Genomic DNA, 17,849 nt, shown 5'->3' on the forward strand with positions numbered 1-17,849 from the left:
CCTCCTTATAGAATTTTAACTCATTTTAAATAAATATACTCTAATAAATTCATCAATCAACCAATACAAAACTCCAGTTAAACCAGTTACTAATATAACTAAAGGAAATCCATTCACAAATAGTAAACTAATGATTATAAATAACATTATATGAAGAAAAAAAGCGATAAATTTACGATTATCTTTATATATTTGATCTGTTACAACATCTGACAAAATCGAAATAGGGATAGCAATAACGAACAGTGGGACAACCATAAAAATCATTTGAAATGTTGTTATCAAAGATAAGTTTTCCTTTAATGCATCAATACTCTCACCAAAATAAAGTACATAAATGGCGAACTCTATAGACAAGATGACAAGTATACTGATTGTGCTTACAATTATTTTTCTTTTTAAAAAATCAAACCCCAAACGTATCCATGATTCACTTTTAGTCAATATTACTCCTCCTTTATTAAGGGGGTGTTTACTGCCCTATCTGGCTACTTGCAAGTCAATATAAAAGCTGTATTTTTTTCTTATATTATAAAAAAAATCGAAAAAAAAATAGTACTATCTTTTTCTAGTACTATTTTTTCACAGATTTCTAAGTAATTAAATTTATTAAAACAATCCCATCTCCTTTGCCTTTTCAGCTGCTTCTTTACTACTTGTTAACTCCAATTTTCGCAGTATGTTACTTACATGATTTTTAACTGTGCGTATGGAAACAACTAAAGTTTCTGATATTTGAGTTTGTGTTTTCCCTTGATAAATCAAGTTTAGTATCTCAAGTTCAGCAGGTGTGATCAATGCACGCATTTCTTTCACTTTATATTCTTGTTCTAATTTCTTTAATCGTTTAAATTCTTCTCGAATCTGTTCCGCAGCTTGTGCATTAATAGGAGATTGGTTTTGATAAGCAGAACGAATACAATCGGGGATTTTTTCAAAGTCTGATTTAATAATATAATCCAGTGCTCCTGCACGAAAAGCACTAAACATCATTTCTTTTTCTTCAAGTGATGTTAGCATAATAATTCTGGCTCCATATTGCTGACTCATTTCGGCTGTGATTTCAATTCCTTCTATACTATTAGCTAACAAAATATCCATCAAAACAACATCAATTTCCACGGTGCTTATCGCTAACATCGCTTCTTCCCTATTTTCCGCTTGTGACACAACCTCTAAATCAGATTCAGCTGATAAAAAAGAAGATAACCCCCTTCTCCAATCTTTATCATCCTCCACAATTAAAATTTTTATTTTATCCATATTCTCTCCTTATTTCTTAGGAAATTTTAAGATTACTGAAGTACCTTCATCTCTTATACTTTTGATATCTAGAGAACCTCGATGTCTATTCATCACATTATATGCGTAAGCCAAGCCTAATCCAAAATTCATCTTATCCTTCATTTTTGTCGTAAAGAATGGATCCATCACTTTTTTTAAATGATTTTTGTTTATGCCAAAACCAGTATCTTTTATTTCTAAAACATGAACCTGGGTCATTTCATAACCAATCATCTCAATCTCTCCACCTGCTGGCATCGCTTCAATCGCATTCATTATTATATTTTGAATTGTTTCCATCACATGTGTTTTATCACAGATTAAATTAATATTTCCATCTACAGAAGATATGACATTGATTTGATTCAAATAAGGCCGTATATTTTCCAATGTTTCATCAATCATAGCTTTAAGGTTATAACTTCCCTTTTTTAAAACTATATCGTGTGTCTGATGTTGCACTTTTTGAATCATTAGTTGAATATGTGATGTTGCATTTAAAATCACTCCAATATCTTCTTCAAGTTCCTTTTGTTCCGTATTTTGAGCATGTGCTTTTATTTTATGTCCAAACAATCTCATTTTTCCCACATCATTTTTAATGGCATGATTTAAAATTGCAGTTCCTGATGTGATCGCTTGAAGTGTAATATCTAATTTTTTCCGCTCAATAAAAAGCTGCATTCCTAAAAATCCATAATTGAAGATAGCTAAAACAAATACAATTGTACCGTAAATGACAATCCATGTATTGTACTTCCACATTCTATAAATATCAAAACTAGGTAAAACATAATTCATAACCAATACAAACAACACCGTTGGTACAATCGATAAACTAGTAAGTATATGATTCCTTTTTAAATCTGGAAGCTCTTCACGTTTGGATATAATCAAAATACTTCCAAACAAAACATATAAAACCGACCATGATGCTAATAATGGATATAACCCAACATCAGTTACAGGATAAGCGGGAGTAAATAACAACATAAGTACAATCGGTAAACATAATATGTACGGGATAATTTTAAACCAACGCTTGTTTACAAATATAGGTTGATAATATAAAGAAAATAATATATAGCTATAGGGAATCCCATAATAAGAAAATAGAGAGCAAGTAACTTGGATTCTATATAATATTGTTTGTAACACTTTGGTATCAGATTGCTCTTTTACAAAAGGAAGAAACTGCTCTCCAATTAAAATCGCAATGGCTCCACATCCACCACAAAATAAAAGTGCACTTAACCAACGGATTGAAATATTTTTTGGATCAAATCTTAATAGTATAAGAGCAATGCCCCAAAGAGCAATCAAAACAAATAACATACAAGTTCCACTTCCTCAGTACAGTTTCTATTCCTTTTTGTGATTTTACAATATCCAACCAATAAATACCACTCATCCATAAAATAATGCATTTAAGATCTACGTTTAAAAACCCTCAACATATATGTTGAAGGTTTTTAATTATCAAAAATTATAAAAAGGATTAAATATTCTTTTTTCTCATCATATCTAGAGCATGAACAGGTTGATCAACCTTCATTCGCAAAGTCATCAAAGGATGTCTTGCAGCTTCTAATTCATTGCCTTTGTCATCCCAGATTTTTGCAACAGTTTGTTTGAAAAATGTCCCATTTGGGCCGAAAAATTCAATTTCCTGTCCTACTTTAAAATGGTTTCGTTGCTGAATCGTTGCTATTCCTGTCTCCTCGTCATAGTCAAGAACTAACCCCGCGAAATCAAAGTTCACTAATTTATCTTCTGCTTCATAAATATGTTCTCCTGCACCTGGTGCTTTATAAAAGAATCCTGAATTCAATGGGCGGTTCGCAGCTTTATGAATTTCATCCAACCACTCTTGCTTTAATTCATAATGATCAGTATTTTCCATATAAGCATCGATAGCTTGACGATATGCGTTAACTACGGTTGCAACATAATGAATACTCTTCATACGCCCTTCGATTTTAAAGCTATCTATACCTGATTCAATAAGCTCAGGAATATGTTCAATCATGCCTAAATCCTTAGATCCCATTGTGAATGGATCGTCTTCATCGACAGTAAACATCGGATGTTTTTCATCACCTTCATACAGATCATAATACCAACGACAAGACTGAGAACATCCGCCACGATTGGAGTCACGATCAGTAAAATGGTTAGACAGGACACAACGTCCAGAATAAGAGGAACACATGGCACCATGGATAAAGGCTTCAATTTCAATATCAACCTTATCTTTAATTTCAATTATTTCTTCCATGTTTGCCTCACGTGCTAACACAACCCTTGGCAGACCTTCATCTTTCCAAAATTGTACCGCTTGCCAATTCATTGTTGATTGTTGAGTACTCAAATGAACCTCTAATTTCGGAGCTACTTTCAGTGCTGTATTTACAATGGCTGGGTCTGCTGCAATGATAGCTGAAATGCCCACTTCTTCTAATTGTTTTAAATACTCCTCTAACCCATCAAAATCCTCATTATGCGCATAAATATTTGTAGCTACAAAGACCTTAGCCCCATACTTTTTGGCAAATTCAACCCCTTGCCTCATTTCATCAATACTGAAATTATCTGCATTGGAACGCAATCCAAATCTTTGTCCACCTATATATACCGCATCCGCTCCATAATGAATTGCAAATTTTAATTTTTCTAAATTACCCGCAGGTGCTAACAGCTCGGGTTTTTCTAATTTTCTTCTGGTTGAACCCGGTGACTTTTTAGTAAGTACCGTCATCGCTCAACACCTCCTATTTTATATTTAATTTCCCGGGGGTCCCCGAACCCTACTTAAATTCAGTCACATCCTTGTGACCAACCTAGGATCAGCACTTCCTGTGCTGAAAGCATATTTTTGGGGTGCATATTTCTGTTATGGGCCCCGTAAAAGTAATAGCCAGCTAATATCACACCACGTCCATGCGGTGAACACTGGCACCAGTTCATCCAAGAACTGGGGACCTAATATTGAAGTCTTACTTCACTTTTTGGGGTGTACTAATATACTTGCTCTTTAAAAAAGAAACCGTAAGACAATTCCCGATCTGGATCTTGTACTTGTTTAATCTTTTCTAACCATTCAGGATTAAACTTATAGGATTCAGGATTTTCAAAGTATAAATCAATCGCTTCACGATAACAACGTACAACTGTCTCATTATATTTAATCGATTTTAACAATCCTTCAATTTTAACACTATCAACAGGCTCTTCCAGCACTTCGTCTAACACATCAATTGTACAAATATCATCAGCACTCATAATGTGTGTTCCATTCTCATCCTCATAGATAGGTAATTTTAAATCCTGTCTTTCATATTCTACTAAATACAAATTTCGATCCTTGTCAAATTTATCTGTGACTTTATGATTGATATGCCCCATATAGCTTTTAACTAATTCACGTTTGGAATGATAAATGTTCGTTATACCGTGAATTTGAATTTGAGTTTCTAACTTTAATTTATCGCTTATTTCTTGAACTTCCACTAAATTTAACTCTCTAGCTAATATCATTCGGGTAGCACCTTTTGTTCCCCAATAATTAGCTGTTACATAGTTAGTGGATGTCATTTCCGTATTCCAATGTAAATCCATTTTAATATTCAGTTGCTTTAAGACAGAAATTATGGCAGGATCACCAAAAACAATAGCATCCACTTGGTAATCATGTAGTGCCTTTAAATAAGATGGCAAGGTCTCCATTTGTGCATTATTAAATATGTTGTTAACAGCTACATAAATTTTAACCCCTTTTGCATGGGCGATTTGAACTGCTTTTTTAATCTCTTCCAAATTGAAATTACCGGGTAATCTCACTCCATATTCATTATGCCCAATGTTCACTGCATCTGCACCAGCTTGGATCAAACGTTCCAATTCTTCTAAGGAGCCTGCTGTAGCTAACAGCTCTGGTTTTTTTCTCATTTTTTCACCTCGTAAAAGAATGTTCAAGCATTCCCTACTTACCTTAAGCTAACTTTCTGGTTTCAGTATCATCATATACTGTTTACGTAGGAACAGCACTTCAGGTGCTGTTTATTCATGCTGTAGTTCATGATTAGTACTTACAATTGAAATTGCCAATCCATCTCCAATTGATACAAAGCTTGTTTCTAACTGTGGATGATTGGACAACAATTCATTATATTTATTCAATTTATCAATCATATTGCGAAATCTTGGTTCTAATTCATCTCGTTCCTTTGTCACAAAACCTTGAAAAAACACATTATCTGAAACAATCACAGTCCCCTGTTTACAATGTTTTAAAGACAATTCTAAAAACTTTTTATATTGTCCTTTTGCAGCATCTATAAAAATAAAATCAAAGCTCTCTTGTAAAGCAGGCAATGTTTCTGCAGCATCACCAAGGACGAGCTTTACTCTTTCTGAAACACCAGCTTCTTGGAAATTCTGAACTGCTCTTGCTGCTCGTTTTTCATCCATTTCTAATGTTATAATTTCAGCCATAGGTGCAGCTTCCGCCATATGAATTCCAGAATAACCGATTGCAGATCCAATCTCAAGTATATTTTTAGGTTGAATACTTTTCAACAATACGTTAATAAACTGGATACTTTGAAGCTGTATGTTTGGTATACCTTCTTTTTTAGCTTCCTTTTCAAGCCTTTTCAGTACTGCATTCCGATCTGGAATCAGGTTCAAAATATACTCATTTATTTGTGGATCTATCATATTATATCCCCTTAAAATTCACTTAATTTTGAGCAGTTTGTTTACTTTTCTTTATATTTTGTAAATGTCCCTCATATGTCTCAGAAAATAAATGCTCCTGACTTCCATCTTTTTTTGTAACATAGTAATAATAACTTGTTTTTTCTGGATAAAGTGCTGCTTCTATTGATAGTATACTCGGACTAGCGATAGGGCCAGGTGGTAATCCTTCAACAAAATACGTATTATAAGGACTTTCTATCTTTAAATCTTCATACAATAAACGTTCCTTTGGTTCCTCTAATGCATATTGTACCGTAGCATCAATTTCAAGTTTTATGCTATTATCTCTAATTCGATTATAAATAACACCAGCTACAGTCTTTCTTTCTTCATCTACAACCACTTCTCTTTCAATAAGTGAAGCAATTGTCATCATTTCATGAAAATTGATGCCTTGTGTTTCAAGCTGTTCCTCCCAGTTCTCAGGCAAAGTCTTTAATTTCCTATCCAACTCTAAAAGCATCCTTTCAATGATTTCCTGTTCACTGCTATCAGCTTTCATTTCATACGTTTCAGGAAAAAGATACCCTTCTAAAACATGTTTTAAATTTTCATCTTCTGGTATTTTTTTAATCGATTGGCTTGAAAATAACTCCGGTTGCAATAGCAATTCATGTAAAACATCTATGTTAACTAATTCCTCTTGACTTAGCTTATCCGCAATTTGAGATAAAGTATAACCTTCAGGAATTGTAAATTGAATGGTATCAACTACTGTTTCCCCATTGTTTAATTTTTGAATGATATCATCAATAGTGATCCCTGGCTTCATTTCATATTCGCCTGCTTGGAAACGTTGCCCTTCACCCTTGAACTTTAAATAATAAGTAAAAGAGGTTTGGTTTCTAATAAGTCCTTCTTCTTCTAAACGATTTGCAATTTGTTTTGAATTCATACCCGTTTCAACAATGAAACGTATATTTTCATCTTGTGCTTCAACTGGTTGTAAAGAGCTATATCCATAAAAAACGCCGCCAGCTACAACACCTACAATTAAAAATATAATGATAGATATTATAGCCATTATGATTTTTACTTTTTTCCATCCATTACGGGATCTGGTTCCTTCAACAAAGTTTTCTTGATTTTCCAAGGCGTAAATTCCTCCTTATAACAAGTTAAAGTTTAAAAAATTCCGATATCATCACCAACAAACTACTCTCATACGTAGAAAAAAGCGGGCTAGGCCGCTCAATTCTCATTTATTATACCATATATTATTCTTGTAAATCAGATTCGGCTAGTAACGTATTAAAAGTTTCTTCAACAAGATTCCATTCTTCATCATCATCAATGGTGAATAGCTTAAGGTCATCTCCATCCTCTTCATAACGGAAGGGATACACTTCATCAACCTCATCATCTTCATTAGCATTTGCATTTTCGGGAACAACCATCATGTACTTTGCACCCGTTTCATGAACTTCAAATTGCATAATGATCTCGAAAGGTTCATCTTCACCTTCTTCATTTTTTATAAAAATTGACCCTAAATCATCTTCTAGTATTGTTTCGTTGTTATTTTCTTCACTCATCTGTAAAACCTCCTAATTAAACTATTTTTTTGCATCTAAGTAACTTTGCAGGATTAATACTGCTGCCATTTTATCAATCACTTGTTTTCTCTTTTTCCTGCTCATATTAGCCTCAATTAATGTGCGTTCTGCTGAAACAGTTGTTAACCTTTCATCCCACATATGGATTGGCAATTCCAACACTGTTTTAAGAGTTTCACCATATTGAATGCAAAGCTGACCACGCTCTCCTATACTTCCATCCATATTTTTAGGAAGTCCAAGAACAATTTCAGCTATATCATATTCTTTTATGATGGTTCTTAGTCTGGATATATCTTCTTTCTTGCTTTTTCTTTTTATAACTTCTATACCTTGTGCAGTCCAACCTAACTCATCACTAACAGCAATACCAATTGTTTTATCACCGAAATCTAAACCCATTTTTCGCATGCAATATTCTCCTTAGCCCCTTAAACACCTCTAAGAGTAAAAAGCCCGATGGATAACCATCGGCCTTTCATTTTTAACGATGCTGATTTAGGTATGAACGAACTAATTCTTCAATAAGCTCATCTCGTTCTTGCTTCCCAATCATCGTCCTAGCATTATTATGTCGGGGAATATATGCAGGATCTCCAGACAACAAATAACCAACAATCTGATTGATTGGATTATATCCCTTTTCCTTTAAAGCATCATATACGGTTAATAAAATATCCTGTGAAGTTTCCTCACCGTCTTTGCTCATTTTAAAATGCATTGTTCTATCCATGTTGTTGTTCATCACCAGCACCTCCCGATTTAATACCACTATATTTATGAAAATCACTCTAGATTGAACGCTTATTTCCTATACAAAATACTATAATCAGTTAGGATATATCTTCTTTTATAGGATGTTATAGCTTCATCATATCATAAAATAGAATTGAATAAAGGTAAATCTTTCTTATTTATTTTGAATTTGTTTAATATATTCTTCAACACTGTCAAGTGATTGTTGCAACTTAGATGGATCTTTACCCCCAGCCTGTGCCATATCTGGACGTCCACCCCCGCCGCCACCACAAATAGCTGCTACCTCTTTAATAATTTTACCTGCATGGTAACCTTGTTTAACTAAATCAGACGTAACTGCAGAAGCAAGCTGTACTTTCCCTTCATTTACAGTACCAAAAACAATCACAACTGACTTTAGCTTATCTTTAAGCTCATCAATCATAGAACGCATTGTATCTGCATTTACCTGCTTCAATTGTGCTACTAAAACAGGTACAGTTCCTACTTTTTTCACCTGATCAGATAATGAACCTGCTTCAATTGTGTTTAATTTCCCACGTAATGATTCATTTTCTCTTGTTAGCTCTTTATTTTGTGTTAATAACATTTCAATTCTTTTTGGCAATTCGTCAATTTTTGTTTTTAACAGTTGAGAGCCTTGATCTAAAAGTTCTAATTGATTTGATAAAAACTGATACGCATGTTTTCCAGTCACAGCTTCAATTCGTCGAATGCCTGAACCTATACCATTTTCACTTAAAATTTTAAACAATCCAATTTGTGAGGTTTGATTTACATGGCATCCTCCACATAATTCAATGCTGTAATCACCAACTTGAACCACTCTAACTGTGTCGCCATATTTTTCACCAAATAAAGCCATTGCTCCTATTGCTTTTGCATCATTTAGAGACTTTTGTTCAATTTTTAAAGCTGTGTTTTTCCAAATTTGTGCGTTCACTTTTTGCTCTATCTGTGATAACTCGTCTTCACTTATACTTCCAAAATGAGAAAAATCAAATCTTAATCTTTCAGGTGCAACTAATGAACCCGCTTGGTTGACATGATCACCTAAAATTTCCTTCAAAGCTTTATGCAGTAGATGAGTTGCTGTATGATTTTTAACAATATCTTCTCTCATTTCTATTGCAACAGCAGCGTTTACTTCTTCGCCTACTTTCAGAGTGCCAGATTCTATCTGCACTGTATGAACATGTTGACCATTTGGTGCTTTAAATACATCTTGTACATTTCCTTGAAAAGATTCATTCTCTAGTTTTCCATGATCACTTACTTGTCCACCACTTTCAGCATAAAATGGTGTTTGATCTAACACAACTAAGCAAGTATTTCTATCACTTACAATATCAACAAGTTGATCATTAAAAATAATGGCTTCAACTTTTGCTCGAACCTCCAAGTTATTATATCCAACAAATTCACTTTTAACCTCTAAGTCAGTCAATGGGCCCCCCTGAACCTTCATGCTGTCCACTTCTTGTCTGGCTGCTCTTGCTCTCTCACGTTGTTTCTGCATTGCAAGTTCAAATCCATCATGATCTACTGTGAATCCATTTTCCTTTGCAAAGTCTTCAGTTAAATCTAATGGGAATCCATAAGTATCATATAATTTAAAAGATTGATCTCCTGTAATTTCAGATCTCCCTTGTTTGTTAGCTTCTTGAATCATTTCAGCTAAAATATTTAAACCATCAGATAAAGTTTCATGAAAACGTTCTTCTTCAACACGAACAATTTTTTCAATAAACTGTTGTTTTTCTACAATTTCTTTATAATGCCCACCCATAACAGATGCTACTTTTGAGATTAAACGATATAAAAACGGTTCATTTACACCAAGTACTTTCCCATATCTTACTGCTCTACGAAGTAAACGTCTAATTACATATCCCCGACCTTCATTAGAAGGTAGAACTCCATCACCTATTGCAAATGCAACTGTTCGAATATGATCTGCTATAACTTTAAGTGCAACGTCTATTTCAGTCTTTTCTTTATACTTAACGTTTGCAATCGCGCATGTTTCTTCTATTGTTGGAAGAAATAGATCTGTATCAAAAGTAGAATCTACATCTTGTAAAATCGTTGTAAATCGTTCTAATCCTGCACCTGTGTCTATATTTTTATTAGGTAACGGTGTATACGATCCATCTTTATTATGATTGAATTGTGAGAACACAAGATTCCATACTTCTAAAAATCGTTCATTCTCACCCGCAGGATTTACCTCTGGATCTGATAAATCCCCATATGCATCACCACGATCATAAAAAATTTCTGTACAAGGACCACAAGGTCCTTCTCCAATATCCCAAAAGTTATCCTTGTCTAATTTATATATTCTCTCTTCAGGGATGCCTATTTTTTCATTCCATATTTTATAAGCTTCATCGTCTTCGTGATATACAGTAACAGATAATCGATCTGGATCAAAACCGATCCATTTCTTATCCGTTAAAAATTCCCATGCCCAAGTAATTGTTTCCTCTTTAAAATAATCACCAATTGAAAAGTTGCCTAACATTTCAAACAGTGTATGATGACGTTTTGTTTTTCCTACATTTTCAATATCATTGGTACGTATACACTTTTGAGCATTTGCAATTCTAGGGTTGTCCGGTTTCACCGTACCGTCAAAATAACGTTTCAACGGTGCCATCCCTGCATTAATCCATAAAAGAGAAGGATCGTTATGTGGAACTAATGAGGCGCTTTCTTCTATCTTATGGCCTTTTGTTTTAAAAAAATCTAACCACTTTTGACGTATTTCTCCTGACTTCATTCTTGTTACCTCCTCAAGAACCGTATGTATATTAAATAAATTATTTCATGAAAAAAGTCCCTTTACAGGGACGGATAAATAGTATTTTCTATGTATTTCAATGAATTTCCCTATAATAATTCATTAAAAAATTATAAACTTATCCACCTTTATTGTCAAACTATAGAGGACTAAAGGGAGAGTGTATTCAAACATTAAATAAAATTATAACGTGAAAATATAATATCATTTATTAGACATAGGGTTAAAGAAATCAAAATCATAATTTTCATAAAAACTTCTTTCTCCTGTAACTAACCAATGATCGACTGCTATTTTAGAAAAATAGAATTGATTATTTATTCTAAATGATGCAATCTTAGGGTTGTCCATGCTCATGACCTCAGTATTAATATCAGGTACGATCTTATTCAGTGCCTCATCATCTAATCCTAAATATTCCCCTAATTCTTCTTTAGTTAGTAGTGGTTTTTCGGGTTGGTTATTTGTATGAATTGCATTAGAAATGAACCCAGCACTAACCATCATACAAATGCCAAGATACACAATAGCATAAAGTATTTTTTTATCCAATATTATATAACTCCTTTGGGCTTTAAGAATTAAGATGTTAAGAAAACTCAAGGTAATTATATAATATTGTTTATTGCTTTTGTAGACATTTATCTTGTTATTTTTTATGTTTTTTTACGCTGAACATAATAGTCAAACACATGATGTACAATGACCTTCATAACAGCAAAAACTGGAACTGCTAAGATTAATCCTACGACACCTGCCAATTCTCCTCCAACAAGTAAGGCAAATATAATCGACATTGGATGTAAATGTAATGTCCTGCCTACGATCTGAGGTGATATGACATTACCCTCTAATATTTGAACGATAATATTTACGATGGCAACAAATAAAACCATTTTAAAAGAAATAGTGGCTGCCATAATAATTGCGGGAGCTGCACCAAAAAATGGTCCTAAATAAGGAATAATGTTAAAAACTGCAACAACACTTGCTAATAGTAGAGCGTAAGGCATACCAATAACCCAATACCCAATATACGCTAATATACCTACTACAACACATACTAAAAACTGCCCTCGTATGTAATTTCCTAATGCTTCATCAATATTGATTAATAAACGAACTGTTTGTTTACGGTGTTTACTTGGTATGATGGCTAAAGAACCTTTTTCAATTAACTTAAAGTCTTTTAACATATAAAAGGCTAAGAACGGAACAATGAAGGCAAGAAACATCATATTGATATAACTTCCTATATCACTAATGAGTTGTGAAACTTCTTTGCCAATATTATTTTCAAAATTCATAAGCGAATTTGTTACCCCAAGGCGTACAGATTCAGGAAAAAAGCGATTTTCATATACATAATCAAGCCATTTTTGTACCGTGGCAGTTAATTCTGGCAAATGTTCATTCAATTCTTTTACCTGTTTCATAAACATCGGGATTAAATTCATTAATATTACGGTAATTGAAGTGATAAATACTGCGTAAATAAGTAAAACAGCTAATGTTCTCGGGACTTTACGTATACTAAGTAAATTAACAATTGGATTCAATACATAGGAAATAATCATAGCGATTATAAAAGGAGCTAAAACAGCACTAATAAAATTATATATGCCAATAATCATTGGTTTGATTTGCAGCAGCATAAACAAAGCAGCCATGATTAACAAAATATAAATTAATATAATAAAAAAACGATTATTTACAAAACGTTCCATAATTTCTCCCCAACACTTTTGAATTTCTAGTACAAGTTATAGTATTTTAAAGTATATGTACTAAAAGTGGAAAATAACCACTAATTTACCCCAAAAAGTGAAGGTCAAATATTCTAGCCTATTCCTATAGAAAAAAACACTTAGAGAGATTAAATTTCTCTAAGTGTTATGTTTGATATTTTAAATCTTAATATTTTAAGTTGCGTGTATCTCTTGTATCTCTTCTGACATTTCTTCTTCAAAAAATAAATCATCCAGAGAGCTGAGGGAACCATCTTCTTCTACTTGAAATACTGACATTTTTTCTCCATTGACTGTTAGTTCTATGAAACAACCCCAACAGTAAAATTGATGTGATCCTATTTTTCCAATATCTTTAGAATTACAATTTGGACAACGTAACACCTTATTCACCCTATCCCTTCGAATTAATCATGAATCCTCCAGATCTTGTTCACTCTGAACAGGAACGATGATTGCGTCTTTTCCTACGGTTATTTGTATAGGAGCAGGCAGCCACTTTCTTCCATCCTGTATATCTGAGATTAAACCATCTGTTAATTCATATCCTATTATTTTTCTTCCCAATTTCCCACCAAAATAAACATCATCAACCATTCCTAATTCATGACCATTCACCGTTAAAATTGGAAGACCCAGTATTTTTTTCTCTCCATCGTATAAAGGATGAAACTGATTAGATACATCATCTAGCTGCTGAATAACCTCTTCATTTTGTATGGTTACAGCATCTTTACCAAAGGAAATTATATTTTCCCATTCCACAATTCTAGTTGAAGAAAACCAGTGCTTTCCTTCTAAAATGATTGCTTGAATTTCCCAATTATTGTTAAGTAGAAAATCTTTTACAGAGCCTGTTTGCTCACCCTTCTCAATTTCAATGACGGGTAATCCAATTATATCTTTGGCTTTATGCAAAATATAACTCTCCCTTCTACTTACTACGTAAACGATTTACAATGGTTCCAATTTTTTTTGCAGCTGTTATCATTTCTTTTTTCGTATTATTTATACCCAAACTAAATCGAATGGCTCCTTTTCTCAATTCGGGAGAGATATCCATTGCATCTAATACATGCGAGTCCTTTATAGAACCAGATGTACAAGCAGATCCACTAGCAGCTGCAATCCCTTCAATATCAAAATTCATTAACAACGTTTCCTTGTTCGTTTGATTAAAACTTACATTTAAAATATGCGGCAATCTTTTGATAGAATGACCATTAATAACGAATCCTTCATGTCCTAATTCTTTACTTAACTCTTCAATCAGAAGTGATCTTAAATCATTTAGAATTTTCTGATTATTGTTTACATTATGAACGGATAGCTCAATCGCCTTAGAAAAACCTACAATAGCTGCAAGATTTTCCGTGCCTGCACGACGTTTGCGCTCTTGGTTTCCACCATATATATTAGGAAGTAAATGGACTTTTTTATTTACATACAATAAGCCAATGCCTTTAGGCCCATTAATTTTATGTCCAGAAAAACTCATAAGATCAACTGGAAGATCTGAAAGGTTAATCATTATTTTACCCAATGTTTGTACAGCATCTACATGAAAATAAATTCCTTTTTCACGTGCCAAACCACCGATTTCCTCAATCGGTTGTAATGTTCCAACTTCATTGTTTCCATAGTGAATACTGATTAACACTGTTTCAGGTTTGATTGCTTTATTCAAATCTTCAATCGAAACTAAACCAGTCTTGTCCACAGGGAGGTAAGTAACGGCATGTCCTAGATTCTCTAGTTGTTGACAAGTGCTTAATACAGCTCGATGTTCAATTTGTGTTGTTATCACATGAATAGGTTTTTGTTTACTTGCTGCTACCGTACCCATAATAGCTAAATTAACACTTTCTGTTCCACCACTTGTAAAGATAATCTCATTTGCACTGCAATGTAAATGTGATGCTATGGAGTCACGAGATGAATCCAAAGCAATTTTGGCATTCCTACCATACGAATGGAGACTCGAAGGATTTCCATAATGCTCTTTTAGAAACGGTACCATTACCTCAAAAACTTCAGAGTGCAGCGGAGTCGCTGCAGCATGGTCTAAATAAATATTATGCATTGTTCATCACCTGTTAAATATAGAACATGTTACTCTCATGTTCATCTCCTTGATCTTGATAATGGATTAGATTTGCCAAAGTAGTTGAATCTAATACCTTTGCAATACTGTCACGAATATTGATCCAAAGATCTCTTTTTGCAGGATCATCTTCTTCTGTAAAATCAACGGGACTAATAGGTCCTTCTAACACACGAATAACATCCCCTGCTGTGATTTCTTCTGGAGGTTTAGAACATTGATAACCACCATATGCTCCTCGAATGCTCTTGACTAAACCAGAGTTTCTTAATGGTGCAACCAATTGCTCTAGATAATGCTCTGATAATTGGTGCTTTTCAGCTATACTTTTAAGTGAGATTGGGCCTTCTCCATAATTTGAAGCCAATTCCATCATGATTGTAAGTCCATAACGACCTTTAGTAGAAATTTTCAAGGTAACACCCCATACAGTAAATAATAGTTTATCCATAATATTTTGCGTACAGACGCCACCTCTATAGGTGGTATCTTCAAATCAGGTGGAGTAGAGTCTCCATCTGATTTCTTGATGTTTAAGCTATGCTTAAACGAGTTCACTTTCTTAGTTATAAACAACAATTCTTCATTTATACTGCCGTATGATCCATTTCAGTTTATCTATATAAGGAAAAGTTAGTTATAAAAAGTTAGTTATTGAAAAGTTAATTATATGTTATCATATAAGAGCTTGCAATAGTAAAAAATTTGACTATTTTTATTGAATTTTTTAAAATATGTTAAACTCATTACTATTGAAATATAAAAAATAATAAATTAGACCTACAAAAGTTATTAGAAGAATTCCAGGTTCTGTTATATTTCCAGGGTCCTATTTTTGTAGGTATTATATATTATAAGTGAGGTTTTTATCATGTCTAACAACTCGGCAACTCGCGTCATAGTGGGTATGTCAGGAGGCGTAGATTCTTCAGTCACAGCATTATTGTTAAAACAACAAGGTTACGAAGTCATTGGTGTGTTTATGAAAAATTGGGATGATACTGATGAATTTGGACATTGTACAGCAGAAATAGATGCTGAGGATGTAAGAAGAGTTTGTGCACAAATTGATATTCCATTTTACACAGTAAATTTTGAAAAAGAATATAGTGATAAAGTGTTTTCTTACTTCTTAGACGAATACAAAAAAGGACGTACTCCAAATCCTGATGTTATGTGTAATAGAGAGATTAAATTTGGAGACTTTTTAAATAAAGCACTTGAATTAGGTGCAGATTATATTGCGACAGGTCACTATGCCCGTCTAGAACAAAAAGATGGGAAATATACTCTTTTAAGAGGCGTTGATAACAATAAGGATCAAAGTTATTTTTTGAGTAAATTAAATCAAAAACAGCTCTCAAAAGCGATGTTTCCGATAGGACATCTACCAAAACAAGAGGTTCGTAAAATTGCGGAAGAATCAGGATTAGCAACGGCAAAGAAAAAAGACAGTACTGGCGTTTGTTTTATAGGGGAAAGAAATTTCAAAGAGTTTTTAAGTGAATATCTTCCTGCTCAACCCGGTGACATGAAAACATTTGAAGGTGATGTGGTCGGGCGCCATGATGGACTGATGTATTATACGTTAGGTCAGCGTAAAGGATTAGGTATTGGAGGAAAAGGTTCTGGTGAACCTTGGTTTGTAGCTGATAAAGATTTAAAAAACAATGTTCTTTATGTAGTACAAGGAGAGCAGCATCCTAGTTTATATTCCAAAGGACTCATTGCCTCTGATGCAGTATGGATCAGTGATGTAGCTCCTGATACTCCTCTAAAATGTACGGCTAAGTTTCGATATAGACAACAGGATCAAGGGATTACAGTTACTGCAATCAAAGATGGTCAAGTTCATATACAATTTGATGAGCTCCAAAAAGCAGTTACTCCTGGACAGGCAGTTGTATTTTATCAAGATGAAGTATGTTTAGGCGGAGCAACGATTGATCATGTCATAAAGTGACTCATTTATCTTGCATTTAAAAGTTCAAATTCCACATAAACGGACCTTCATTTTTGGAGGTCCTTTTTATTCAAAACAAATATAGTTCAACTATTGTTTCATTGAATTTATACAGTAGACCCGATGATCTGTCCACTCATCATGTTCAAAAATAAAACCTTTCCTTATACATTCAAACTCCATACCTACACTTTTTGCTAAATGAATAGAAGCTGAATTATCCAAATTTATATGTGCTTCAACACGATGAAAATTCAATTTTTTAAAGGCAATTTGAAGTGCTTCACTTACTGCCTCTTTACCATAACCTTTTTGCCAATACTGATTATGAATGGTGTAACCGATTCTAGCCCATTGAAAATCACCTCTTGCCAAAGAGGAAAAGTCTACAGTACCTAAATGTTTTCCATCATCTTTCCGAAAGATAGCAAATACGTGAGCTATATCATTTATTGCTATTTGTTGATGGTTTTTCACCAAATTAGTAAACCACTCTCTAGTACATTCACTCATATCGATTCTTCCCACATCGTATTTGTGCTGAGAAGGAAGTCTATTATTAAATTCATTTAACCAATTATGATAATCCTCTTCTTGTAATGGTCTAATTAATAATCTTCTTGTATCTGAAAAATAATCAAATTTTATCAACACGACACCTCTTATATGGATTCTTATTAAGTAGAAGCTCCTATGTTAAAATTGGACAACATATCTCACTTTGAGATGAATAGTTATTCATAATCAACATCTCTTTCCTTTTAAAACTAATTTAGTAGACTTAGATATTATAATATATGTTGGAGATGTACTAACTGTTTGTGTCAATCTACTGATTGTTTTGCATTATTTTTCTATAAAAACATGC

The 17,849-nt window shown here is 33.5% G+C and carries 19 protein-coding genes; 1 reads left to right on the forward strand and 18 read right to left on the reverse strand.

From position 1 onward, the window contains the following. Nucleotides 1-15: 15 nt before the first annotated feature. The 17 genes from VQL36_RS15310 to cymR all read right to left on the reverse strand — a co-directional run bounded on the left by VQL36_RS15310 (nucleotide 16) and on the right by cymR (nucleotide 15,433). A complete protein-coding gene (locus VQL36_RS15310; RefSeq protein WP_349250154.1) occupies nucleotides 16-444 on the reverse strand; it encodes a hypothetical protein in 429 nt (142 codons plus the stop codon). A gap of 165 nt (nucleotides 445-609) precedes the next feature. Beyond that, on the reverse strand, nucleotides 610-1,263 hold the full coding sequence (locus VQL36_RS15315) for a response regulator transcription factor (RefSeq protein ID WP_349250155.1): 654 nt from the start codon (nucleotides 1,261-1,263) through the stop codon (nucleotides 610-612). A 9-nt stretch (nucleotides 1,264-1,272) separates the two neighbouring features. Beyond that, the gene (locus tag VQL36_RS15320; RefSeq protein ID WP_349250156.1) at nucleotides 1,273-2,619 is read right to left on the reverse strand and encodes a HAMP domain-containing sensor histidine kinase; all 1,347 of its coding nucleotides are present in this window, start codon (nucleotides 2,617-2,619) and stop codon (nucleotides 1,273-1,275) included. Nucleotides 2,620-2,782: 163 nt separating this feature from the next. Further along, complete coding sequence (locus tag VQL36_RS15325; protein WP_349250157.1) at nucleotides 2,783-4,042, reverse strand: U32 family peptidase; 1,260 nt, start codon at nucleotides 4,040-4,042, stop codon at nucleotides 2,783-2,785. Nucleotides 4,043-4,302: 260 nt separating this feature from the next. Continuing rightward, nucleotides 4,303-5,232 carry a peptidase U32 family protein gene (locus VQL36_RS15330; RefSeq protein WP_349250158.1) on the reverse strand — a complete coding sequence of 310 codons (930 nt, stop codon included), beginning with the start codon at nucleotides 5,230-5,232 and terminating at the stop codon, nucleotides 4,303-4,305. Between the two features lie 111 nt (nucleotides 5,233-5,343). Beyond that, a complete protein-coding gene (locus tag VQL36_RS15335; RefSeq protein ID WP_349250159.1) occupies nucleotides 5,344-6,003 on the reverse strand; it encodes an O-methyltransferase in 660 nt (219 codons plus the stop codon). A 22-nt stretch (nucleotides 6,004-6,025) separates the two neighbouring features. Next, nucleotides 6,026-7,138, reverse strand: a complete 1,113-nt coding sequence (gene mltG, locus VQL36_RS15340) for an endolytic transglycosylase MltG (protein WP_349250160.1) — start codon at nucleotides 7,136-7,138, stop codon at nucleotides 6,026-6,028. Between the two features lie 124 nt (nucleotides 7,139-7,262). Then, complete coding sequence (locus VQL36_RS15345; RefSeq protein WP_349250161.1) at nucleotides 7,263-7,580, reverse strand: DUF1292 domain-containing protein; 318 nt, start codon at nucleotides 7,578-7,580, stop codon at nucleotides 7,263-7,265. Nucleotides 7,581-7,601: 21 nt separating this feature from the next. Beyond that, complete coding sequence (gene ruvX, locus VQL36_RS15350) at nucleotides 7,602-8,012, reverse strand: Holliday junction resolvase RuvX (protein WP_349250162.1); 411 nt, start codon at nucleotides 8,010-8,012, stop codon at nucleotides 7,602-7,604. 73 nt (nucleotides 8,013-8,085) lie between these two features. Next, the gene (locus VQL36_RS15355; protein WP_349250163.1) at nucleotides 8,086-8,346 is read right to left on the reverse strand and encodes an IreB family regulatory phosphoprotein; all 261 of its coding nucleotides are present in this window, start codon (nucleotides 8,344-8,346) and stop codon (nucleotides 8,086-8,088) included. A gap of 165 nt (nucleotides 8,347-8,511) precedes the next feature. Beyond that, the gene (gene alaS, locus VQL36_RS15360; protein WP_349250164.1) at nucleotides 8,512-11,145 is read right to left on the reverse strand and encodes an alanine--tRNA ligase; all 2,634 of its coding nucleotides are present in this window, start codon (nucleotides 11,143-11,145) and stop codon (nucleotides 8,512-8,514) included. 225 nt (nucleotides 11,146-11,370) lie between these two features. Further along, nucleotides 11,371-11,718, reverse strand: a complete 348-nt coding sequence (locus tag VQL36_RS15365) for a hypothetical protein (protein WP_349250165.1) — start codon at nucleotides 11,716-11,718, stop codon at nucleotides 11,371-11,373. Between the two features lie 104 nt (nucleotides 11,719-11,822). Then, nucleotides 11,823-12,893, reverse strand: coding sequence for an AI-2E family transporter (locus tag VQL36_RS15370; RefSeq protein ID WP_349250166.1), 1,071 nt, complete (start codon nucleotides 12,891-12,893; stop codon nucleotides 11,823-11,825). Between the two features lie 195 nt (nucleotides 12,894-13,088). Beyond that, nucleotides 13,089-13,298: a hypothetical protein gene (locus VQL36_RS15375; protein ID WP_160646526.1), complete on the reverse strand. Its 210-nt coding sequence runs from the start codon at nucleotides 13,296-13,298 to the stop codon at nucleotides 13,089-13,091. Between the two features lie 27 nt (nucleotides 13,299-13,325). Beyond that, complete coding sequence (locus VQL36_RS15380; protein ID WP_349250167.1) at nucleotides 13,326-13,832, reverse strand: PRC-barrel domain-containing protein; 507 nt, start codon at nucleotides 13,830-13,832, stop codon at nucleotides 13,326-13,328. 16 nt (nucleotides 13,833-13,848) lie between these two features. Beyond that, nucleotides 13,849-14,997 (reverse strand): cysteine desulfurase family protein, encoded by a 1,149-nt coding sequence (locus tag VQL36_RS15385; protein ID WP_349250168.1) that lies wholly within the window; start codon nucleotides 14,995-14,997, stop codon nucleotides 13,849-13,851. Between the two features lie 13 nt (nucleotides 14,998-15,010). Next, on the reverse strand, nucleotides 15,011-15,433 hold the full coding sequence (gene cymR / locus VQL36_RS15390) for a cysteine metabolism transcriptional regulator CymR (protein WP_349251191.1): 423 nt from the start codon (nucleotides 15,431-15,433) through the stop codon (nucleotides 15,011-15,013). Between the two features lie 456 nt (nucleotides 15,434-15,889). On the opposite strand from cymR, the gene mnmA reads away from it, so the two are divergent. Beyond that, a complete protein-coding gene (mnmA, locus tag VQL36_RS15395; protein ID WP_349250169.1) occupies nucleotides 15,890-16,981 on the forward strand; it encodes a tRNA 2-thiouridine(34) synthase MnmA in 1,092 nt (363 codons plus the stop codon). A 90-nt stretch (nucleotides 16,982-17,071) separates the two neighbouring features. Here mnmA and VQL36_RS15400 read toward each other — a convergent pair whose 3' ends face one another. Further along, nucleotides 17,072-17,632 carry a GNAT family N-acetyltransferase gene (locus VQL36_RS15400; protein ID WP_349250170.1) on the reverse strand — a complete coding sequence of 187 codons (561 nt, stop codon included), beginning with the start codon at nucleotides 17,630-17,632 and terminating at the stop codon, nucleotides 17,072-17,074. Nucleotides 17,633-17,849 lie beyond the last annotated feature (217 nt).

The organism is Chengkuizengella sp. SCS-71B (assembly GCF_040100845.1).
Classification (GTDB): Bacteria; Bacillota; Bacilli; order Paenibacillales; family KCTC-33759; genus Chengkuizengella.